Origin of the sequence: Neptunicoccus sediminis, assembly GCF_001719615.1 — a bacterium.
In the GTDB taxonomy this organism is placed as follows: Bacteria; Pseudomonadota; Alphaproteobacteria; order Rhodobacterales; family Rhodobacteraceae; genus Amylibacter; species Amylibacter sediminis.
Map to the genome: position 1 here is coordinate 273,925 of NZ_MDVX01000001.1, position 21,840 is coordinate 295,764.

General features: G+C 58.2%; 18 protein-coding genes. 4 read left to right on the forward strand and 14 right to left on the reverse strand.

All coding sequences use genetic code 11. The annotated features are described in order from the left end of the window. Positions 1 to 86 precede the first annotated feature (86 nt). The 4 genes from BFV97_RS01305 to BFV97_RS01320 all read right to left on the reverse strand — a co-directional run bounded on the left by BFV97_RS01305 (position 87) and on the right by BFV97_RS01320 (position 4,175). Positions 87 to 2,120, reverse strand: coding sequence for an NADPH-dependent 2,4-dienoyl-CoA reductase (locus BFV97_RS01305; RefSeq protein WP_069298507.1), 2,034 nt, complete (start codon positions 2,118 to 2,120; stop codon positions 87 to 89). Between the two features lie 106 nt (positions 2,121 to 2,226). After that, positions 2,227 to 2,613: a hypothetical protein gene (locus BFV97_RS01310; protein ID WP_069298508.1), complete on the reverse strand. Its 387-nt coding sequence runs from the start codon at positions 2,611 to 2,613 to the stop codon at positions 2,227 to 2,229. Positions 2,614 to 2,622: 9 nt separating this feature from the next. Continuing rightward, positions 2,623 to 3,396, reverse strand: a complete 774-nt coding sequence (locus tag BFV97_RS01315) for a DUF6478 family protein (protein WP_108721608.1) — start codon at positions 3,394 to 3,396, stop codon at positions 2,623 to 2,625. Between the two features lie 143 nt (positions 3,397 to 3,539). Next, entirely contained in the window at positions 3,540 to 4,175 is a 636-nt protein-coding gene (locus BFV97_RS01320; RefSeq protein WP_157888249.1) for a hypothetical protein, read from the reverse strand. 65 nt (positions 4,176 to 4,240) lie between these two features. Between BFV97_RS01320 and BFV97_RS01325 the strand changes: the two genes are divergently transcribed. The 3 genes from BFV97_RS01325 to BFV97_RS01335 are packed head-to-tail and all read left to right on the forward strand — an operon-like array spanning position 4,241 to position 7,428. Beyond that, a complete protein-coding gene (locus tag BFV97_RS01325; protein WP_069298510.1) occupies positions 4,241 to 5,164 on the forward strand; it encodes a CPBP family intramembrane glutamic endopeptidase in 924 nt (307 codons plus the stop codon). A gap of 57 nt (positions 5,165 to 5,221) precedes the next feature. Next, on the forward strand, positions 5,222 to 6,145 hold the full coding sequence (gene accD, locus BFV97_RS01330) for an acetyl-CoA carboxylase, carboxyltransferase subunit beta (RefSeq protein ID WP_069298511.1): 924 nt from the start codon (positions 5,222 to 5,224) through the stop codon (positions 6,143 to 6,145). A 47-nt stretch (positions 6,146 to 6,192) separates the two neighbouring features. Beyond that, on the forward strand, positions 6,193 to 7,428 hold the full coding sequence (locus BFV97_RS01335) for a bifunctional folylpolyglutamate synthase/dihydrofolate synthase (RefSeq protein WP_069299025.1): 1,236 nt from the start codon (positions 6,193 to 6,195) through the stop codon (positions 7,426 to 7,428). A gap of 129 nt (positions 7,429 to 7,557) precedes the next feature. Here the strand turns inward: BFV97_RS01335 and trxA are convergent, their stop codons facing one another. The 8 genes from trxA to regB all read right to left on the reverse strand — a co-directional run bounded on the left by trxA (position 7,558) and on the right by regB (position 19,260). Further along, positions 7,558 to 7,878, reverse strand: a complete 321-nt coding sequence (gene trxA / locus BFV97_RS01340; protein WP_069298512.1) for a thioredoxin — start codon at positions 7,876 to 7,878, stop codon at positions 7,558 to 7,560. Between the two features lie 61 nt (positions 7,879 to 7,939). Beyond that, complete coding sequence (gene addA / locus BFV97_RS01345) at positions 7,940 to 11,320, reverse strand: double-strand break repair helicase AddA (RefSeq protein WP_083225448.1); 3,381 nt, start codon at positions 11,318 to 11,320, stop codon at positions 7,940 to 7,942. Continuing rightward, the gene (gene addB, locus BFV97_RS01350; RefSeq protein WP_069298513.1) at positions 11,320 to 14,286 is read right to left on the reverse strand and encodes a double-strand break repair protein AddB; all 2,967 of its coding nucleotides are present in this window, start codon (positions 14,284 to 14,286) and stop codon (positions 11,320 to 11,322) included. The genes addA and addB overlap by 1 nt, the downstream gene beginning before the upstream one ends. After that, positions 14,279 to 14,971, reverse strand: a complete 693-nt coding sequence (locus tag BFV97_RS01355) for a nucleotidyltransferase family protein (RefSeq protein WP_069298514.1) — start codon at positions 14,969 to 14,971, stop codon at positions 14,279 to 14,281. The genes addB and BFV97_RS01355 overlap by 8 nt, the downstream gene beginning before the upstream one ends. Continuing rightward, positions 14,968 to 15,975, reverse strand: a complete 1,008-nt coding sequence (locus tag BFV97_RS01360; RefSeq protein WP_069298515.1) for an aminoglycoside phosphotransferase family protein — start codon at positions 15,973 to 15,975, stop codon at positions 14,968 to 14,970. The genes BFV97_RS01355 and BFV97_RS01360 overlap by 4 nt, the downstream gene beginning before the upstream one ends. Positions 15,976 to 15,981: 6 nt before the next feature. Then, positions 15,982 to 16,470 carry a tRNA (adenosine(37)-N6)-threonylcarbamoyltransferase complex ATPase subunit type 1 TsaE gene (tsaE, locus tag BFV97_RS01365; RefSeq protein ID WP_069298516.1) on the reverse strand — a complete coding sequence of 163 codons (489 nt, stop codon included), beginning with the start codon at positions 16,468 to 16,470 and terminating at the stop codon, positions 15,982 to 15,984. Positions 16,471 to 16,543: 73 nt separating this feature from the next. Beyond that, the gene (locus BFV97_RS01370) at positions 16,544 to 17,728 is read right to left on the reverse strand and encodes a PAS-domain containing protein (RefSeq protein ID WP_216635936.1); all 1,185 of its coding nucleotides are present in this window, start codon (positions 17,726 to 17,728) and stop codon (positions 16,544 to 16,546) included. 107 nt (positions 17,729 to 17,835) lie between these two features. After that, complete coding sequence (gene regB / locus BFV97_RS01375; RefSeq protein WP_069298518.1) at positions 17,836 to 19,260, reverse strand: sensor histidine kinase RegB; 1,425 nt, start codon at positions 19,258 to 19,260, stop codon at positions 17,836 to 17,838. Positions 19,261 to 19,442: 182 nt separating this feature from the next. Here regB and BFV97_RS01380 point away from each other — a divergent pair, with 182 nt between their 5' ends. Continuing rightward, positions 19,443 to 19,997, forward strand: coding sequence for an ActR/PrrA/RegA family redox response regulator transcription factor (locus BFV97_RS01380; protein ID WP_069298519.1), 555 nt, complete (start codon positions 19,443 to 19,445; stop codon positions 19,995 to 19,997). 5 nt (positions 19,998 to 20,002) lie between these two features. Here the strand turns inward: BFV97_RS01380 and cdd are convergent, their stop codons facing one another. Next, positions 20,003 to 20,917, reverse strand: a complete 915-nt coding sequence (gene cdd / locus BFV97_RS01385; protein ID WP_069298520.1) for a cytidine deaminase — start codon at positions 20,915 to 20,917, stop codon at positions 20,003 to 20,005. Positions 20,918 to 20,956: 39 nt separating this feature from the next. Further along, positions 20,957 to 21,835 (reverse strand): LysR substrate-binding domain-containing protein, encoded by an 879-nt coding sequence (locus BFV97_RS01390; protein ID WP_069298521.1) that lies wholly within the window; start codon positions 21,833 to 21,835, stop codon positions 20,957 to 20,959. Between the last annotated feature and the right edge of the window lie 5 nt (positions 21,836 to 21,840).

The following is a 21,840-nucleotide window of genomic DNA, read 5'->3' on the forward strand; positions in this document are numbered from 1 at the left end:
CTCGGGACTTGTGGGTGCCCCAGCCTTAGACGCTCCGGCAAGGCAGGAAAACCCCACCTTGCTTCAATGTTCCAAAAATACTCTGATCAGAGGGCAGCGGCCAGACGGGACCCATGATTGATCGCTCGTTTCGCATCCAGTTCGGCTGCCACATCGGCGCCCCCGATTACATGGCAGGATACACCTCTGGACTCTAATTCGTCCGCCAGTGTGCGGTTGGAAATCTGCCCTGCACACATGACAATCGTATCCGCTTCGATCAGGGTCGGGTTTTCGCGCGCCTCGCCAAAGCTGACATGCAGCCCCGCGTCGCTGATTTTTTCATAGTTCACACCAGCCAGCATTTTCACGTTCTTCATCGCCAGCGCAGAGCGGTGGATCCAGCCGGTTGTTTTCCCCAGACCCTTGCCCGGCTTTGAGGATTTGCGTTGCAACAAAGTGACCTGACGTGCAGGCGGTTCCGGCTGCGCCCCTTCCGGCGCCAACCCGCCGCGGGTGTCTTCGGGGTCGCCAACGCCCCATTCCTTTTTCCACAGGTCCAGATCCTCGGTCGGGCTGATGCCCTCGTGGACAAGATACTCTGAGACATCAAATCCGATACCGCCCGCACCGATGACGGCGACCCGTTCGCCCACGTTCACCTTGTCCCGCAACACATCAATATAGCTGACAACGTTACCGCCGTCCTGACCTTCGATGGCCGGATCGCGGGGTGTAACCCCTGTGGCGATGATCACCTCGTCGAACCCCTGCAGGTCCTCTGCGCTGACAAACTGCCCGAGCCGCGTTTCGATGCCTGATGTTGCAACCGCATGGGTGTAGTAGTCCACCAACCCGAAAAACTCTTCCTTGCCGGGGACTTGTTTTGCCATATTCAACTGCCCGCCCAGTTCGCTGGCTGCGTCGAACAGGGTCACTTTATGGCCCCGCTGTGCAGCAACGAGCGCCGTGGACAGTCCGGCCGGACCAGCCCCCACAATCGCAACCGTTTTTGGCGCGTCTGTGGGGGTATAGACCAGTTCGGTTTCCGAACAGGCGCGGGGGTTGACCAGACAGGAGGTCAGTTTCATAGAAAACGTGTGATCCAGACAGGCCTGATTACAGGCGATGCAGGGCGCGATACTTGCGGCCTGACCTGTTGCGGCTTTGTTGACGAAATCCGCATCCGCCAGAAATGGGCGGGCCATAGACACCATATCGGCGCAGCCTTCGGACAGGACGGCTTCGGCCACATCGGGCGTATTGATCCGGTTGGACGTAATGATCGGAATGGACACCGACCCCATCAGCTTTTTTGTCACCCAGCTAAAGGCACGGCGCGGCACGCTTGTGGCGATGGTGGGGATGCGGGCTTCGTGCCAGCCGATGCCGGTATTGATGATGGTGGCTCCGGCTGCCTCAACCGCTTTGGCCAGTTGCACCACTTCTTCCCAGGTGGAGCCGTTTGGCACCAGATCAATCATCGACAGGCGATAGATGATGATGAAATCGTCCCCGACTGCTTTGCGGGTGCGGCGCACAACCTCGACCGGCAGGCGCATCCGGTTTTCGTAGGAACCGCCCCATTCATCGGTGCGCTTGTTGGTGTGGGTCACAAGAAACTGGTTCAGGAAATAGCCTTCGGACCCCATGATCTCGACACCGTCATAACCGGCAGACCGTGCGTTCACAGCGCAGTTCACGATGTCTGCGATCTGTTTTTCAATCCCCGCCGCATCCAGTTCCGCGGGCGGAAACGGAGAGATGGGGGATTTCACCGGCGATGGCGCTACGGCCTTTGGGGTATAGGCATAGCGGCCTGCATGCAGGATCTGCATCGCAATTTTACCGCCCGCATCGTGGACCCTGTCGGTCACGATCTTATGGTGGGCAATATCCGCATCATTATAGAGACCGGACGCGCCGGGCATAACGCCGCCTTCTTCGTTCGGGGCAATGCCACCCGTGACCATCAGGGCAACGCCCCCCCGCGCCCGTTCCGCATAATATTCTGCAACGCGGTTCCAGTCTCCGGTCTCTTCCAGACCAGTGTGCATGGAGCCCATCAAGACCCTGTTGGGCAGGGTGGTAAACCCCAGATCAAGCGGTGCGAGTAAATTCGGGTAGGGAGCTTGTGCCATATGCCGTGAATCCGTCTGTTGAGAACCGTTGGCGCAGCATAGCTTACGTGAACGTCAATTGTCACGCGGGACGCAACGTTAAGGCAGATTTCACACGGCGGCGTGGTTAGCCCATGGTTTCGGTGCAGTGGCGGCGAAAGGCGCGTTTCAGCATATCAAGTTCAGCCCGCAACAGTTCGATTTCCGCCCGCAGGTCTTCTTCCAGCGGTTCGCCGGTGATGATAGAGAACCTGTCGAGAATGACGGTATCCCCCTCGGCCACCAACAGGAATGTTTGCACCCCGTCCGTCAGCAGTTCTGCCGGAATGGTCGCAGTCACTTCCCAATTGTCCCCGTCAGTGCCAATCGGTTCGACCGTGACAGAGCCGACAACGCTGCCCAGATGCAGCATTTCCAGCGCGGGCGTGGGATTGCCCTTACCCTTGGCCCGCATCAAACCGGTGTATTTTCCACCGACGATCTGTTTCTTGTTCAGCAGGAATTTCTTGGCCATACCGCCCCCTTAAATCGACGCGCGCGGACGCCGGATCATTGTCACGTCGCGGATTGTTACCTCGTTCATGGACGGCCCCTCAAAGATCAGGTCCACCCACATGCTGTCGCCGCGATCTTCGTTGAACTGGGTGTAATAAAGGTCGAATTCCACATAGAAATTCTGCCCGCCCATATCCAGCTCCCGCACGATCTGTTCGGTATTCGGACCGTGGCGGATATTCAGCCGCGCAAACATTTCCTGCGGCCGTTCACTTTCAATCCGCATATCCAGCCGCAGAATATGGCTGCGCTTCAATCCGTTGAGCGCTTCAGCAGGCATCTCCACCGCAAGGGACAGAAAAGAGCCGTCGAAATTGAACACATCCATGCGCAGCCCGAAAGGGGCGAAATCTTCCGCGCTGGTGTTGCGGACCTGCCGGAAGGCCAGTTCGGACTGGTTGCAATCGTGAAATATGGTAACTTCGTCACCGATCTTTTGTTTGCTGCCCACCGCTGCCAGACCCGAAGGATAAACCGGACCCGCCCAAGCCTGTGGCCGATAGGCCCATTCCGTGCGGGGTGGTTTGCGAATGGCGTTCGATCCGATGACCGGCAGGGTCAGGCGCGACACGGCCACGTGGTTGATACGGTCGATCAACCGGCGCGCCTGATTTGCCTTTTTGCGCAGGCCACGCAGATCGGACAGGGGCATGTCCTGCACCAATCCACTATGCGCCCGCCAGAAGCGCAGGCTTTGCCGGTGCCGCGTCTCTTCCAGAAATTTTTTCAATCGTTCTAACATGCCGTTTCGTTACACTGGCTGGGACAGACTTGGAAGGTTCATGACTCCGGTGTTAGCCGCAATAGTGCCAATTTGGAAACAATTCGTTGACTGTCGCATATTTCCGCGAATCCCGTTAAATATGCACAGGTTTCGTCATCGGCTCAGTTCAGGGATTTGATCCGGCGGGCGATCTCTTCCATCTGGGAGAAAACCTCTCCGTCGGGCATCAGACTGTCGACGAAATTCACCACCGAAACCGAAACCAGCCGGTCTGATACCACAAAGAACACGCGCCATTGTTCGGCGGTCGTATCGGGAATGACCGGCCCGTCTGCATCCCGTGTGTGGACGTAAAGGATGCCGTCCTCCTGCATGGTCCCCAGAATGCTCAGACGGTCCGGATTGCCCTCACGGCTTAGCGCAGCGCGGCCCTTTTCAGACTGGAAATAACCTTCAAGATCCTGTTCTGCGATCGCCTTCTGAATGCCAGTTTCTGCCAGAACGTTGATAATTACCAATCCCTTAGCGCGGTTTTCAGGTTTGCCGATGTCACAAGGGCCCATCACCACAAACGCCCCGCTGGACGAACTGCGGCTTTGTTTTTCGTTAAAGCAATACCCCGCTGCACGACCCAGAGTCACCGATTGACCGGCGACCTTCACAACCTTCGTATCTTGCGGCACCTCAGAGGCAGAGGCCGACACCCCGAACTCCGGCGCATTTACGCAGCCTGCAAGAAGCACAGCCACAAGACAGGCAAAACCAAGACGCATTCGGGACAGGCAGTTGATTGTCACTATGTCACCCTCTAAACCACGCACCACAGCAGGATCGCTTTGGTACCGGCGGAGGAATACAGCAGATGCTGCCACAAATGAACGATAAATTTGACGCATTCATCGCACCCGCCCGCGAGCACCGGGGCGGGTTGTTGTTTTTGGGCGCGGTTTTGTTCCTGCTGCTGGCCTATACCGAGATCACCTTCGGACTGGTCGCCCTGTTCAGCATCGGGCTGTCTGTGACACAGAACATCCCCCTTGCAGAGTCGATGGGAACGGTTTCCGCCCATGTGTCGAAACCTGAAACGCCGGTTGCGATGATCGGGGTTTTGCTGACTTTCGTCGCAATGCTTGCCGCGGTCTGGCTGACGGTCGGATTGTTTCGCGGCCAGTCTATCGGCACGCTTTTGGGCAGGGGCGGGGTGCTACGCAATTTTCTTCTGGCCTGCATGATCGTGGCGCCGTTTCAGGCAATCGCGTTCACACTGGCGCTGGGCAGCGGTGAAGCCGTGCCAAACCTGCCTCTGTCAAACTGGGTGTTGTGGATGCTGCCCGCCCTGCCGTTGCTGTTGATACAGGTCTCGGCCGAAGAGCTGGTGTTTCGCGGCTATCTGCTACAGGAATTTGCAACGCGGTTTCAGAACCGCTGGATCTGGCTGGTGTTACCGTCACTTGTCTTTGGCAGCCTGCATTTCGACCCCACCCGCTTTGGCACCAACAGTCTGTTGATTGTGGCCGCCACAACCCTGTTCGGGGTGATTGCTGCGGATGTGACAGTGCGCACCGGAAACCTTGGCGCGGCCATCGGTCTGCATCTGATGAACAACTTTCTGGCGATGATGTTGGTGTCGATGGACGGGACGCTGAACGGATTATCCCTGTTCGTGACCCGCATTCACGTCTCGGATCACGAAGCTGTGCGCCAGCTGCTGCTCATGGACATCGCGGCTTTGCTGGTTATTTACGGCTGCTACCTGCTGGTGATGCGCTGGCGGGAGCGGCGGTGATTGCATTCGCTGCGCTGCGGAATTAAATAGGGGCAACAGTTAAATCAGGACACACCCATGAACTGGATTTCGAACTACGTTCGCCCGAAGATCAATTCCCTGTTTTCCCGCCGCGAGGTGCCGGACAATCTGTGGACCAAATGCCCCGAGTGCGACACAATGCTGTTCCACCGCGAACTGGCAGACGGGCTGAACGTATGCTCCAATTGTGATCACCATATGCTGATCACCCCCCGTGACCGTTTTCACGCCCTTTATGACGGCGGCCTGTTCACCGAGGTTGAGGTGCCAGAGCCGAACGCAGACCCGCTGGGGTTCCGCGACCAGAAAAAATATCCCGAACGGATGAAAGCGGCGCAAAAGCAGACTGGCGAGAAAGAAGCCATGCTGGTTGCAGAGGGCAAGATGGGGCGCACCCATGTTGTTACCGCGGGACAGGACTTTTCCTTCATGGGCGGTTCTATGGGCATGTATGTCGGCAACGCAATTATCGCCGCTGCCGAACGTGCGGTGAAAAAGAAATGCCCGATGATCCTGTTTTCTGCCGCCGGTGGTGCGCGGATGCAGGAGGGTATTCTCTCGCTGATGCAAATGCCCCGCACCACGGTTGCCGTGCAAATGCTCAAAGAGGCGGGACTTCCCTATATCGTCGTGCTGACCCATCCGACCACAGGCGGTGTGACCGCCAGTTATGCCATGCTCGGGGATGTGCAAATCGCAGAACCGAACGCCCTGATCTGTTTCGCCGGTCCCCGTGTGATCGAACAGACCATTCGTGAAAAGCTGCCCGAAGGCTTTCAGCGGGCAGAATATTTGCTGGATCACGGCATGCTGGACCGCGTCACCCACCGCAAGGATATGCGGGATGAACTGATCTCCATTGTGCGGATGTTGACAAAGCAGACCCCTCCGGTTGCTGCCGACCTGCCCGCGCCTGCGTCCGAACGTAAGGAAGCGGCGAAAGAGGATTCAACCACGTGACATCACTGGCACAGACGGCCCATAGCGACATTGTGCTTGACCGCCTGATGTCGCTTCACCCCAAGATTATTGACCTGACGCTGGAGCGCATGACCCGTCTTCTCGATGCGCTGGGCAACCCCGAACGCCATTTGCCGCCGGTGATCCATGTTGCCGGTACGAACGGCAAGGGCTCGACCCAGGCGATGATCCGTGCCGGACTGGAGGCGCAAGGCAGCGCGGTTCATGCCTATACCTCGCCCCATCTTGCGCGGTTCCACGAACGGATTCGTGTCGCAGGGGAGCTGATCAGCGAGGAAGACCTGATCAAAGCGCTGGAGGCTTGCGAAACAGCCAATGGTGACACGCCGATCACCTATTTTGAAATCACCACCTGCGCCGCACTGCTGGCTTTTGCCAATACACCGGCAGATTACACCTTGTTAGAGGTCGGACTGGGCGGTCGGCTCGACGCGACCAATGTGATCGACAAGCCCGAGATCTGTGTGATCACGCCGGTTTCCATCGACCACGAACAATACCTCGGTGATACGCTGGGCAAAATCGCCTTTGAAAAGGCTGGCATTCTCAAGCGGAACACGTTCGGCGTGATCGGCCCGCAAGAGGATGAAGCCCTCGAAGTGATCGAACGACAAGCTGCCAAAGTAGGCGCGACCCTTAAGATACATGGCCAGCACTGGCATGTCTGGGAAGAAAACGGCCGTCTGCTTTATCAGGATGAGAACGGGTTGTGGGACTTGCCCATGCCCGCCCTGATCGGCAGCCATCAGATGCAAAACGCCGGTGCCGCCCTTGCCACATTGCGTATCCTCGGGGTGTCCGAAGAGGCGGCGGCGGATGCGATGACAAAAGCCACATGGCCTGCCCGCTTGCAACATTTGCGCAATGGCCCGCTGGTAGAGGCCGCAGGGGAATGCGAACTCTGGCTAGACGGCGGGCATAACCCTGCTGCGGGCAAGGCACTGGCAGAGGCGTTGGATCGCCTGCCGCAACGTCCGCTGCACTTGATCACCGGCATGTTGAACACGAAGGATGCCGCTGGCTACTTGCGACCGCTTGCACAGAAAGCTGTCACCCTGCACGGCGTCACCATTCCGGGCGAAGCCGCCACGCTGAGCGCGGAAGACACCGTTCAGGCTGCCCGCTCGGTCGGTCTGGATGCAGAGGTGGCCGGCTCGGTTCAAGAAGCCATTGAGACCATTAAATCCCGCGACGCTGCGGCCCGTATCCTGATTTGCGGATCACTGTATCTTGCGGGACGGATCTTGCGGGAAAACGACTAAGGCCTTCTTCTGGCGGTCAATATCCCCGCCGGAGGCCAAATTCCCTGCGCTCCGCGCGGGGATATTTTCAGAAAATGGAGAACGCCACGGACTGTACGACAGGCCGTGGCGTTTTTTATGCGGTAGAGATTAGATGCTTTCGTTGATCCAGCCTTGCAACGCGGCTTTCGGGGCTGCGCCGGTTTTGTTGGATACAACTGCGCCGTCTTTGAACAGGAACAGGGCAGGGATGCCGCGCACGCCGAGTTGCGCAGGGGAGCTGGGGTTTTCGTCAACGTTTACTTTGACGATCTTAACCTTGCCTGCCAGTTCGTCGGACAGTTCTTCCAGTGCCGGACCGATTTGTTTACACGGACCGCACCATTCGGCCCAGAAATCCACCACAACGGGCAGATCGGCGTTGGTGACTTCCGCTTCAAAAGTCGCGTCTGTTACAGCTACAGTTGCCATTAATTTTCTCCATAAGGGTATCTGAATGTTACCCGCAACCTATGAACCGGCAGCGGATAGGTCAAGCTGTCGCAGCGGTTTGGAACGCATTCCTCACAATGTCGTGCGGCACTGTCATGATCTCGCGGCTGACAGTCCAGAGCACGGCAACCTCTACCGTTCGGTCGGGATATATGGCGGATAATGCGTCGTGATAGGCCGCAAGCTGGCGCAGGATGCCAAGGGGAATTTCTGCGGGGCAGTCCGGCACTGTGGCGTTGGTTTTGAAATCAATCGCCAGCACCCGGTCCGGCGCTACGACCAGCCGGTCGATGATCCCCTCCATCCTTTGCCCGCCCAGCGCGGCAAGTGGCGCAGAGACGCCCACCTCGGCCAGAACCGTGTCTTCAAACACATACCCCAGTGTAGGATCGTCCAGCACGGCCGCGGCCTCGGCAAAGATATGGTCGAATTCCAGATCCGAGGTTGGCGCTATCGCACCGCTGAGCAGTTGGGCGGCCTTGGCGCGGCGTGCCTCTGGCGGTGTTTTTGTCAGATGCTCCAGCAACAAGTGCACCTGTGTACCCTTGCGCATGGCGCTGTCCTTATCTGCCCCGTCGACGCCGCCAAATACGATTTTGTCACCTTCAAATTTAGATGGCGAAAGCACCTCTGCCGCCTGTTTCGGCGCGGGGGGCATGTGGTTCACCCAATCCGGCAGAGCCGATGTCTTTCGCGGTGTGGTAGCCGGAATTTCCAGCGGGGCATTGCGCCAGTTGTGGAGCACAGACAGACCCGCACCGACGGCTGGAAGCTCGGCCTGTGTGACCGGCATCCAGTCGCCTTGCTCCATCGCTTCGGCCACCAGATTATACCAGCTTGCGCCTTCCTTACCCCGATCCCCAGCACCCGCCACCACCAGCCATTGCTCGGCGCGGGTCAACGCCACATAAAGCAGGCGCATCCGCTCTTGTTCGGCAAAGGTCTTGGCGGCCTCTTTTGCGTCTTTCTGAACCATCGGGGACATGTCTTCGGGGGATTTCCACAGAAAACCACCCTCTTTCAGTGCCAGTATTTGCGAGGAATCGCTGTTGCCCTTGCGCACTTCGGTATCGGGCAGGATCACAATCGGCGCTTCCAGACCTTTCGATCCGTGCACCGTCATTACACGGATCTGCCCCGCACCACTGTCCATTTCCCGTTTGATTTCCACTTTTCCCGCCGCGAACCAGTTCAGGAACCCCGGAAGGCTCGGCGCTTCGAGTTGTTCGTAGCGCATGGCTTGGGACAGGAGTTCGTCGATACCGTCTTCGGCCTCGGCGCCCAGACGGGCGAGGATGTTTTCACGCCCTTTGTGCAGGGTCAGGATACGTTCGATCAATTCGTAAGGACGCAGGAAATCCGCCTGTTTCAGCACATCCCGCAGGATCGCCAGTTGCGCAGGGTAGTGTTTTTCCGCCTCCCGCAAAGCCTGCCACAGGGTTTTGCCCTTTTCACGCGGTTGTGCCACGTGAAACAATTCAGCCTCGCTAAAGCCCAGCAGCGGAGAGCGCAGCGCCTCTGCCAGAGACAGATCATCCTCTGGCAGATCGGCAAACTTCAGCAGCGACAGCATATCCCGCACCGCCAGTTCCTGCCCGACGTCAAGCCTGTCTGCCCCTGCCACAGGCAGATTAAGGGTCTTCAGTTCTTTGATAATGCTGTGAAAAATCGGACGACGGCCCTGTACCAAGATCAGAAAATCGCTTGCCCGCACGGGACGGTTCTGACCGGGCAATTCCTGTTTGCTGTCGAGCACATGTTTGATCCACGCGGCAATCTGGCGGGCAAGAATGGTCTGGGGATTATCCGGTGCAGGGGTGTCCACAGGTTTATACCACGGGGTATCATCCTTGGTCTTTTCCGCCTCGATGAAAGGCCACAAATCCACACGCCCCGGCAGGTCAGTTTTGAACGGGCGATGCAGTGCCTTTTTCAAAAAGCCTTCACCGGCGGGGCCTTCAAACACTTTGTCCACCAGCCGCAAAATCGGTTCGCTGGAGCGGAAGGAATAGGATAGTTCCACTTCTTCCAGCCGGTTCTGCACGGCTTCCAGACGGCTGGAAAACCGTTGGCGCATCACGTCGAATTCCGCAGGATCGGCACCTTGAAAGGAATAAATCGACTGTTTCTCATCCCCGACAACGAAAATGGTCCGGTTGGTATCCTTGCCACTGTCACCGGAAGTAAATTCATCGGTCAGCAGCTTAACCACGTCCCACTGGCTCGGGCTGGTGTCTTGGGCTTCATCCACCAGAACGTGATCAATGCCGCCGTCGAGTTTGTACAGCACCCATTCTGCCGCTCGCGAACCGGACAGCAACCGACCCGCCCGTGCGATCAGATCGTCATAGTCAAGCCGCCCTGTCTGGGTTTTCAACTGGTCGTAACGCTCTAGAAACGCGGCAGAAAATTCGGCCATCGCCTCGGCCCGTTCGAGCGCAAGCTGGTTCACATAGAGCCAGTAAACCTCTTCCGTGCGTTCCATAATTTCATTCAGTGCCTGCACCAGTTCGGGGTGGTTTTCGCGGCACGGTTTTTGCGAGGGCAGCTTGTCCAGCTTGGCAGAAAACGGGCCTGCTTTGGCGCTTGGACCATAAAGCAGCAACCCGCCAGCGCCCTTGAGATAAGACTCTATGCTGGTGGCATTTGCCAGTTGTTCCAGCTTTGGTGCATCGGCGGTATTGGATTGTTCGGCATTCACCACCCGCGCAGTTTCCAGCAGCACTTCGCGGGTGTCGCGGTCCAGCACATAGGCCAGCATATCAGCGGGGCTTTCGCTGTTGGCAGCAGGGAATAGGGCGCGCACCGCTTCAATGTCCAGCGCATCCCGTTTGGAGGCGATTTCCGCCAGCAGCGCATCGGGTTCCAGCCCTGACATGAACCGTGCCAGACGGTCTACTGCGCTGGTGCCGTCCCCGTCCGCGAGACTTTCCAGAATTTCGGCGCGCATCAGTTTGGCCTGACGGTCCTCCAGCACTTCAAACTGGGGCGAGACTCCGGCCTCTAGCGGGAAACGGCGCAGCAGCTTGTCACAGAAAGAGTGGATCGTCTGGATTTTCAGACCGCCCGGCGTTTCAAGCGCATTAGCGAACAAGGTGCGGGCCTTGCGCATAGCAACAGGGTCTAATGCTGTGCCTTCGCCCAGTTCGGACAGGGCCTCGCGCAAGGCGTCATCAGGCATCATCGCCCATTCGCCAAGCCGTTTGAACAGACGGTTCTGCATCTCGGCGGCGGCGGCTTTGGTATAGGTCAGACACAGGATTTTCTGCGGCTGCGTTCCGTTCAACAGCAGCCGCGCCACGCGGTCGGTCAGCACGCGGGTCTTGCCCGAACCGGCATTGGCCGCCACCCAGGTAGAGGCTTCGGGATCGGCAGCGCGAACCTGTGCGCGGGTTGCGTCGTTCATCGGTGCTGCGGCCATCAGTTTGTCCTTCCCACGGGGATTTCCACGGGTGTATCGCTTTCTTCCCATTCGCCTTTGCGGGCAAGATGGTCAAATTCGTAAGCAAAGCTCATATATTGGACGCGCGTTCTCGATGGGAAGCCCTTCTCCGCAGATTGGAAGGACTGCACAAGTTCAACGAACTCTTGCCAGAACGCGTCAATTTCTGCAGGTGTAATGTCTATGCTAAGAGTCAATCCTTTGGTCTCCTGAGCGGCACCGCTTAGACCGATGTACTCCAGTAAAACGGGTATACCCTGACCTATTTTTTCAAATCCGCCAGCGACTGCAATTGCAGCCTCCAATTGAAGTTGTTTATTGAAGTGTTTAACTTGTGCCGGTTTTGGAGGAGAGCCGGATTTATAGTCGTAGATTAGGAAATTACCCGCTTCATCGGTGTCAATCCGGTCCGCTTTGGCCACCAGCTTGAAGTCGAGGGATTCGATCGTGCGTACACCCTCTATTTCCTGCGCGGTGGAGCCGCCCCGCAGACGGCGCTCTGCCTCTTGTGCGACAAACCAGCCGGTGATCCGCGCCAGCCGTGCCAGCCAGATGCGCTGCATCGCGGGCCATGGTACCTCGTTGCGCAGCACCTCTTCTGCTACATCCAGCAGCGCGGTTCGGGCATCTTCGGGAAGGGTCTCGGGATAGCGCTCTACAAAGACCTCAACCACTTTGTGCAGAGCAATGCCGCGGATCAGGGCATCCGGTTCGCGCCCCAGCGGATCGAGCCGCCGCAGTTGCAGAATTTTCTGCGCATAAACCGCGTAAGGGTCTCGGATCAGCCGTTCCACCTGTGTCACTGACAGTTGCTTCAGGCGTTTTCCGGCGGGGGGCATCGGGGCCGGACGGGGCGCGGGGCGAACCGTTGTGGCAGGTCGGTCCATTTGGCGTGCCATGTCGACCCAGTGCTGACCGTTCTCTGTCAGGGTCTTAACAGCAGCTTTGCCGGTTTCGCCCAAACCGTTCATCAGGTTTAGAATGCGCACGATCCAGCGCGAGGCCACTGTCGGCGCATCCCCGTCCCGCAGAGAGTGGCTTATCACCAGTTCTGCGGCGCCGCAGCCTTGCTGGAAATCATGTGCCGAGAGGCCGATCAAACGTTCGGGCGGGGGCAGGCCGATTTGTTTGCGCATGGCGCGGTTCAGCCACGGATCAGGGCTTTCGACACCGGGCCAGATCGGATCATTCATGCCGCCAAGGAGCACCAGATCGGCGGTTTCCACACGGGCCTCCAACGTGCCCCAGATCGCCACCATCGGATGAGAGGCACGGGCCTCCCGCGCGGTTTCAGAGCCTAGTACGTTGGAAAACAACGCGCGGTAATCGGCAAGGCTGAGGGGGCCAGCGGCATCAGCATCTTTTTGCAAGGTATTGAAAACCTGCGCGGCTTTCTCTCCGGTTTCCAGTTTCCACAACTCGTGATCGGTCTCTTGCGAAGGGCCTGCGGCAAGGGCTTCGGCGGTTTGCAGATGCAGTTCCAGCATGGCGGAGAGATCGCCATCGGCCATCGTTTCAAGGGGCGCCAGACAGCGCACGATCCAGTCGGCCCAGACACGGCGGGCGGGATTTTTTTCATCCTTGTCTGCCCAATCGCGCAGGGCGTCGAAGTCCACAAAAGGCGCACCGCCGCGCAGCTTTTGTTTTTCGTATTCACGGGCAAAACGGCGGCTGTCTCCCTCGCGCACGCCGCTGTCAGTTAGCGGGTGTTTCAACAGCGCAATCAGGTCCAGCGGTGTCAGACGTTGCCCCATGCAATTGGCCACCAGCCGCAGAAAAATACCGGGCGGTGTCAGGTGCAGCGGCCGCCCCGCACTGTCATCGGGCAGGATATTCCAGCGTTGCAACACGGCGCTGACACGGCGGGTCAGGGTCCGGTCGGGGGTGATCAGAACGGCACGTTTGCCCTCTTCCAGCGCGGCCCGCAGACGCAGGGCCAGTGCCATGGCTTCTTCCTTGGGGGTTTCGGCCTCTATCAGGGACCAGCCTTTGATTGCGGCCTCCAGATGGGGCACCAGTTCGGGTCCTTCATCAAGCCATTGGTCGGTAAACGGCGCAGGACGCAGCGCCAGAGATACCAGCGCATTGCGGGCCGGATTTGCGGGGCTGTCCGTTGCCCAATCTGCAATATCCCCTAGCGCTACCCCGGCCTGTTTGCAAAAATGTGCCAGCGCCGATTGCGGGTTGTCGAGCGAAACGGATTCCGCACTTAGCGCGTCCCAGTTTTCCACGCTGAGGGCCCGGTCAAGGCCGGGCAAAACCACCGCCCCTTGTGGCAGCGCGGCGACTGCACGCATAAACAGCGCGGTTTCCCCGCGTGATCCGGTGGACCCGATCGCCAACACAGGATGCTCTGGCGGGGTCTCGGCCCATTTCGCCGCGAATGCCAGCGCTGCCGCCCGCTGTCGGTCCTGCGGATCGGTCGGATTTTCCGTGTCCCAGTGTTGCGCTAGAATGTTCAGAAAATCGAGCGAGCGTTGCCAGTGACCGGATTGGTCCTCTACAGATATGTCCGCCAGCGCAGACAGGGGCACGCCCTCGCCCTGCATCTCATCCAGCACGGCGGCAAGGGATTGCGCGAGATCGAACTTCGCGGATTGCGGCGCAATCGACCCGTCGGCAGCCAACAACCGGCCCACAAGTTGCGCGAGCGTCAGTTGCCTGCGCAATTTCGAGACGGGTTCGGGCAGCACCACCGGTAGATCGGGGTGGTTTGCAATATCGGTCAGCACGCGGATTTTCGGCAGCAGCAGCGCACCGTCCTCGGTCAGCAGTTCTTTCAAACGCCGCGCCATTCGCTGTGTGTTTACGAATATCTCGGTGCGGCCCAGCATTTCCGGACCGTAACCGGCCAGTCTTGTTTGCAATCCGGCGATAAAGCTGCGGGAAAAATCGCAGCCCACAGGCACTGCAAAAACGCGGGGTTTGGACGTCGGTTCAAACATGTGCCAAAGCCTCTTCTGCGGCCTGAATGCCCGAAGGCCGACCAACATCCACCCATTTTCCGCTATAAACCCATCCAAAAGCCTGTCGCTCTGCGATCATCTGGTTCCACAGCAGGTTCAGGGAAAAAGACGTTTCCGAAATACCTGCAAGCCGTTCGGTTTTCAGGATTTGTACGCCGGAATAGACATATGGCGCTGTCGGATTTTCGCCGCGACGGATCAGGGTGTCATTTTCGTCTAGGGAAAAGTCGCCGCTGCCTTCATGGGCGATGGTCTGCGCCATCGGCACAAGTGTTAACAGCGCGTCCATTCGATCCGGATTCCAACGGGCTAACAGGTCTGGCACGGGGTTCGGACCGACAAATACCGCGTCAGAGTTCATCACCACGACCGGATCAGACCCGAGCTGTGGCAGTGCATTCATCAACCCGCCGCCAGTTTCCAGAATTTCAGGCTCTTCCCGCAGGCAGGTCACATTTGACTGCTTTGCAAGATGCGCTTCTATCTGTTCTGCGCGGTAGTGGGTGTTGACCACGATGGTTTTGAACCCGTTCAACAGGGAAAGGCTGTGGTCTATCAAGGGTTTACCGTCCACTTTGATCATGGGTTTGGGCATTTTGTCCGTCAGCGGGGCCATGCGCGTTCCAAAACCGGCGGCGAAGATCATCGCGGCTACGGGCTTCATCGTCCGGCCCCGATAATGCGCTTTCGCACCTCTTCTGTTGGTGGCGGCACGTGACGTTCGATCCAGTTTGCAACGGCTGTCAGTCGCGGATCGCGCAGATCCCGCTGCAAATGGTCCCAGACGCGTGGCATGTGGTTAAGATAAACCGGCTTGCCGTCCCGCACGCAAAGCCGAGCGAAAATCCCGATAATTTTGATATTCCGTTGCATTCCCAGTGTGTTATAGGCTGTTTGAAAGCTCTCCCGATCCACACCGGACTGCGTGACATAATGATCAAACATCGCGGTTTGCAAGGTGGGACTGGTATCGCGGCGGGCGTCTTCCAGCAGGGATACAAGGTCATAGGCCGGATGGCCTAGCAGCGCGTCCTGATAGTCAAGCTGTCCGACACGCCGGATGCCGTCCCGATCCGGCAGCCAAAGCAGGTTTTCCGAATGATAATCCCGCAGGACCACTGTGATTTGAGCCAGTCCGTCGCAAGCCTCGGTCATCAGGCTGTCAAATTCCGCACGCAATGCTGGTGAGGTTTCTTGCCCCGTTGCAGCCGGTAGATACCAGTCCGTCAGCAACTGTGCTTCGCGCAAGTAGGTTGCGCTGTCATATGGGGCAATCTCCGCAGGGGGCGGCGCTTTTGCCAGATGGACCAGAACATCGACTGCTGCGGTGTAGAGTTCGACCTCATCCGCGCGGGCGGTGCCGCAAAGACGGGCGAACAGATCATCACCGAAATCCTCTAACAGAAGAAATCCGGCCTCCTCATCGGAGGCCAAAATGCGGGGCGCGGAAATTCCTTGATCCAGCAACCAGTTGGTCATTTTGACAAAGGGGCGGATGTCCTCTCCCCGCTCTGGCGGGGCGTTCATCAGAACAGCGGCGCCGTGCCTCGGGTCCGTCAGCCGGTCATAGCTGCGGTTAGAGGCATCGCCCGCCAGATTGGACCGTGTCGCATGGTTCCATTCGGCGGTTTTCAAAAATTGGGTGATCAGTTCGGAACGGTCGGTCAACGGGGGCTAGCCTTGGGTCTTGGTCATAAATGAAAGCAATGAAACCGTAGTGTTCCATTTGCTGTCAGTCCATTCAAGCGAAACCCGACGCCGGTCATCCTCGCGCAGTTCAAAGGCAATGGAGAGGGCAGATTGCGGGCGCAAACTGCCAAGCCTTTCGGGCCATTCAATCAAGCAGATACTGTCTTCAAACGCCTGATCGAGACCAAGCTCGTATAATTCGTCCACCGCGGTCAGACGATAAAGATCGGCGTGCCAGATTTCCGTGTCGTGCAACTCATAAACCTGCACCAGCGTGAAAGTGGGGGAGGGAACGTCCTCAACCGCGCCGATTTCCTGAAGGCGGGTCTGGATATACATCCGCGCCAATTCGGTTTTGCCTGCCCCCACAGGGCCGGAGAGCAGAACCGTATCGCCAGCCACAAGGGTCTCGGCCAGCACATTTGCCAGCAGTTTTGTGTCTTCAAGACTGTTAAGATCAAAGCAGTGTTTCATGGGACGGGCCTGATTGCGGGAATTGTCCCATCCATCCCCCAGCCCAAAGGCGAATGCAACAGGCTTTACCGGATCAGGCGGTATCGGCCAGCCGTGCCGGGTCCAGCGCGGTGCCAGCCCGCTTGAATTCGCAAAACACCCGACCGTCGGCAATGGGCGAGACTGTCATGGTCAGTTCGGTGCCGCAGATATGGATGATCTGGGCCTGCCACTGGCTGCGCTCGCTGAAGTCGTGGACAAAATTGCGAAACTCGCCCCAGACGGGCGTGGGTTTGCAGTTCTTTTGAAACAACCGGCTGACATCTGTTACCGTTGGCGGTGCCACAGCCTTGGAAAGCGTGCAGCACCACAGGTCGTCAAACGCATCGTTCGCATAGGTCAGTTCCCCCGCCTGATTGAAGATTGCCACCGCGTCAGAAAGGCTCTCCAATGCGGCGTAAAGCTGGCAGATTTCTGCGCGATACCCCGTTTCCATCGCGGCAGAGCGTGAAATATCCTCAAACAACAAGGCGGCCCCGCCGCGGGGGTGGGGCCGCCCTGTCACACGGTAGATGGCGCCGGAGGGTAATGCCCAGTCTACCTCGTATTTTCCGGTGAAGGCACCGCTTTCCAATTCTGCAAATTCCTGTCGCAGCGTGGTAAAATCGCGCGGTTCGGGGATAGAGCCGTTGTTGCGCAAACGGTCCAGAAACGCGCGCATGGTCGGTTTGCGCGCCAGCCAGTCCGGTGCCAGCCCCAAAAGCGAGGACAGGGCCGGGTTGAACAGGGTCAGATCCCGTTCACGGTCAAAAACAGCAATCCCGATCGGCAGATGGGCAAAAGTCGCAGTAAGGGTCTGGATAAAGCGTTTCAGCTCATTCTCTGTCTCTGCGAGAAGGGTTGCGTCCTTGGCGTAAAATACCGTTCCCGAACCGTTTTTCTGGGATTGGATCGAAAAGGTTTCAGGCTTGTCCGGTTGTACGGATTTTAGCCTGAACATTTCTTCCGCTCCGGAAACGGCCTTTGTGGTCAGTTTCTCAAAGGCGCTTATTCCGTCGAAATTTCCCTGCGGGTCCGCCAGAGTTTTTTGGCAGTATTCGTTCAGCCAAGCGACTTGTCCGCCGGATTCAAGCCAGATCCCGAACGGGGCGGTATAGGCGATTTTACCAAGCGTCGGTCCCGCTGATACAAGGGTTCCGGCCCGCCGTGCGCGGCCCGTGGGCGTAGGGACAATCAAGGCGAGACAGATCCCCAGACCGAACAGTAACCCTACAAGCATGATCCCTGTGTGAAAATGCGCCAACCCCGCTGCCTTTCCTGTAATCCGATACCAAAATCACAGGAGACCCTAAAATGGTTAACATGGGGTTAATGGCCGTCCGCTGTCTAATGTGACGGATCAATCTGCCGGTTCGGTCCCACCACAGGGGCGCGGTCCACCTCCAGATCGGCGCGGTTCCAGCGCACGTTGACAATCGCTCCGGTCGCACCTTCCATAGCCTTCATTGCGCCGGCGTTCTGGCCCATCGTGTAGCCGTCCACCGCCGCATTGGTAAAGGTTAACTCCGCGCCGGTCCGTTCCAGCATGGTCTTGGCGATAAACAGACCAAGCCCCATGCCCTCATATTCCGGTCGAGAGGCAGCCTGACCGTCCGAAGACTTGCGTTTGCTCAGGAAAGGGTCTCCGATCCTGCCCAATAAATCCGGTGGATAGCCGCGACCGTCGTCGCCCACCATGACCCGGATGGAACTGTCGCTCCAACTTGTGTGGACCCAAACCGTGCTCTTGGCGAAATCCACCGCATTTTGCACAAGATTGCGAACACCGTGGATAAATTCAGGGTTGCGCTGGGCGTAGGGGATGTCTTCAAGGCGCGGTTGTTCGGCAGAGCCATTGGCGAGGAAGTGAATGATTTTCCCTCTGTTTTCATGGGGTTCTGCGGCTTCCTGCACGATCGAAGTCAAAGGTGCCGTCTTTAGCAGCAGGTCGTCCTTTCCCGCACGCCCCATATCCCGCAGAATATCGCGCAACCGTTCTGCCTGCGATGAAATAAGCTCTGCATCCTCGCGCAGTTCGGGTGAGTCTTCCAGTTCCTCTGCCAGTTCCGAGGCCACAAGTTTGATTGTGGCGAGCGGTGTGCCCATCTCATGGGCGGCGGCTGCCACCACACCGCCAAGCAGGGTTAGTTCATGTTCCCGAGCGAGCGCCATTTGCGTCGCCGCCAGCGCCTGACTCATGGTAAATGTTTCGCTCGTGACGCGCCGCGCATAGCCGCCCAGAAACAGAATGCCAATCACCAGCGCGGTCCAGTAGCCAGCCACATAAAGCTGCGGCAGGGCAACGATTTCTCCGGTTTGCAGGGTCAGGGGCACATAAAAGAACGCCAGCGCGCTGATCGCCAGCAGGGCGATACCGCTCACCAGAAATGTGGCATTGACCCGCAGGGCGGTGGCGGAAATCGTGACGGGCGCAAGGATCAGCAGCGCAAAGGGATTGTTCAGCCCCCCGTTCAGGAACAGCAGGATCACCAGTTGACCCAGATCGAACAGCAGCGTCAGGGTGGTTTCCTGCTGGGACAGGCGTTTGGTTTCGGGCAGCGTAAACGTGGCGGCAAGGTTAAAGATCACCGAAGCACCAATGGCGACCACGTTCATTCCGATCAACAGATCAAGACCCAGCACATAATAAGCCACAGCGACGGCGGCGGTTTGCCCGAAAATCGCCAGCCAGCGCAGGTAAATCAGCGTCCGCATCCGGACCCATTCGCTGCGGGCGGAGGCGTAGAAATAGGGCTGGGTGGTCTCTGACATGGGTTTGCCTGACTTTGTGCGGGGTTGTGACGCGTTCACATCCAGTCGAATTTGGCACAGGGGTGCTTTGGGGTGCAATGACAGATGCGCGGGTTAAGCGGGGGAAACCACGCTACAACACGGGTTTGACCTGACATTCGGGAAACTCTACTAAGGAATAACCACGATACGAAGGGACGGATATGTCGGAAACTGAGATGCGGGAAATCGGAGCGGACAACTCGTTAATGATCCTCGACGACGATGAACCCTTTCGCCGCCGACTGGCACGGGCGATGGAAAAGCGGGGCTTCAACCCGACAGCACTGGATTCCGTGGCTGCGGGACGGGCTTTTTGCACGGCAACGCCCCCGGCTTATGCGGTGGTGGATTTGCGTCTCGAAGACGGTACTGGTCTTGATGTGGTCGAAGTGCTGCGCGCCCGCCGTGCGGATGCCAAGATCGTGGTCCTGACAGGTTATGGTGCGATTGCCACGGCGGTGGCTGCGGTAAAGATTGGCGCGACCGATTATCTGTCGAAACCCGCTGATGCCAAAGACGTGACCCATGCGCTGCTGGCTTTGCCCGGTGACAAGCCGCCGCCACCGGAGAATCCCATGTCTGCGGATCGTGTGCGGTGGGAACACATCCAACGGGTGTTTGAACTGTGCGACCGCAATGTATCGGAAACCGCTAGGCGGCTGAACATGCACCGCCGCACCTTGCAGCGTATTCTGGCAAAGCGCAGCCCCAAGTAGACGGCTCAGCCGATTTGCGCTGTGATGTAGGTTAATGGCACATCCGGCGCGATGGCTGACAAGACGGCCTCTGTTGCGGAACGCTGACTGATCGGGGCCTGCGCCTCTACCAGTGTGGCCGCGGTGATGGCGATAGGGGATTGGCAGGGCTGGCGCATGTTCATCAGCGCCAGCGCGGATTGTAGCGGCGAAAAACTGGGGTTGTAGGCGGCGTTCTCTGCGTAGCGTCCCTGAAACACCGTGCCATCCGCCTGCGCAACCGCGATACCGCAATAGCCGCCGGTGTAGGGCGCATAGCTTGCCTCTGCTGCTTTGAGGGCAGCTTGCGCCAGCGGCTCTTTGCTCTGAATAGTAAGTTGCTGTTTTTGCGGCGACATCAGACCACCCTCCATCCCGAGATCTGCCGGACCAAAGGACTCTGGCAGGTAGTGGGAGAGCGGTTGGGTGGAATAGCTGAAATCTCCTGAATCGGACCCTTTGCGCATCAGGATGTTGAACCCGTGCCCAGCAGAGGCCAGTTCGTTCATAAACTGGCGGCAGTACCCGCAAGGCGCTGCGTTGACGGCGAGAGTGTCCAGACCTTCCTCACCCGCCTGCCAAGCGTGGTTAATGGCGGATTGTTCTCCGTGCACCGAAAAGCTGAGCGCATGGCCGGAAAACTCCATATTAGACCCGAAATAAAGGTTTCCCGTTGTTCGACCCAGTGCAACGGCGCCAACGTGAAAGCCTGACAACGGCACCCGCGCATAGGCAGCGGCCAGCGGCAGCAGTTGGATCATCAGGGTGCCAGTATCCTGCCCCAATTGCGCTGCCGCCCTCTCTACGGTCGCAGCAGGGATCATCGCACCTTTCGACAGGTCAGGCGCCAGCAGGTCGCGCAGGTCCGGCGCGAAATCATCGGGGAAGGGAAGTTCGGTCATGGGGGCGTCTTTCGTATTCTTTTGGGGAGTAACCCTGTTTCACGCAGTATTGGCAACCTGCAACAGCCATTTTCGCAGGATACGCTCCTTCGGACCGTCCCGCGACGGCAACCAGACGAGGTAATAGCCGAGGTTTTCGGAATCCAGTTCAAACAGGAGCTTCAACTGACCCGTTGCTACTTCTCGTTCGATCAGAGAGCGGGGATGCAGTGTCACCCCTAAACCTGCCATCACCCCGGACAGCGCGAGGCTTGAGCGTGACATCAGATTTACCTTCAATTTGTCAAAGTCCAGACCCTCTGCCTCCAGCATGGCGCGGCGCTCCATCATGGAGTCCTCCAGCAGCCAGGGTAGGGATTGTGTGTCTTTAAGGGTCTTGATTTCGCAATCTTTCACCAGATCGGGGTGCGCCACCACACAAAACCCGCCGTCTGTTAGCTTCTCAACCTCCATCCCTTGCCAGTCCCCCGCGCCGTAGCGGATCGCCAGATCAAAGACACCTTGGTTCAGATCCACCAGCGCGACACTCGGGTTGATGTTGATAGGGATTTCAGGATGATCGCGCCAGAAGGACCCGATGCGCGGCATCAGCCAGTTGGTCGCAAAGGCCGGCGTGACAGAGATATTCAGCGGCCGGTCTTCGTGCAGGCGGCGCAGGTCATCGACACCCGCAGCGATTTCCGCAAAACCGGTTTGCAACCGGACCGACAAAGCGTGCCCGCTAGGGGTCAGAACCAGTCCGCGCCCTTGTCTCTGCACCAGTGCCTCTTTGAAATCAGCCTCTAGCCCGCGCACGTGCTGGGCAATGGCCGCATGGGTGACATTCAGTTCCCGTGCGGCCCTGCTAAAATTTAGATGTCGCGCGGTCGCTTCAAACGCACGCAGAGCTGCCAGCGAGGGAATATCGCGCCAGTCCATCAGAA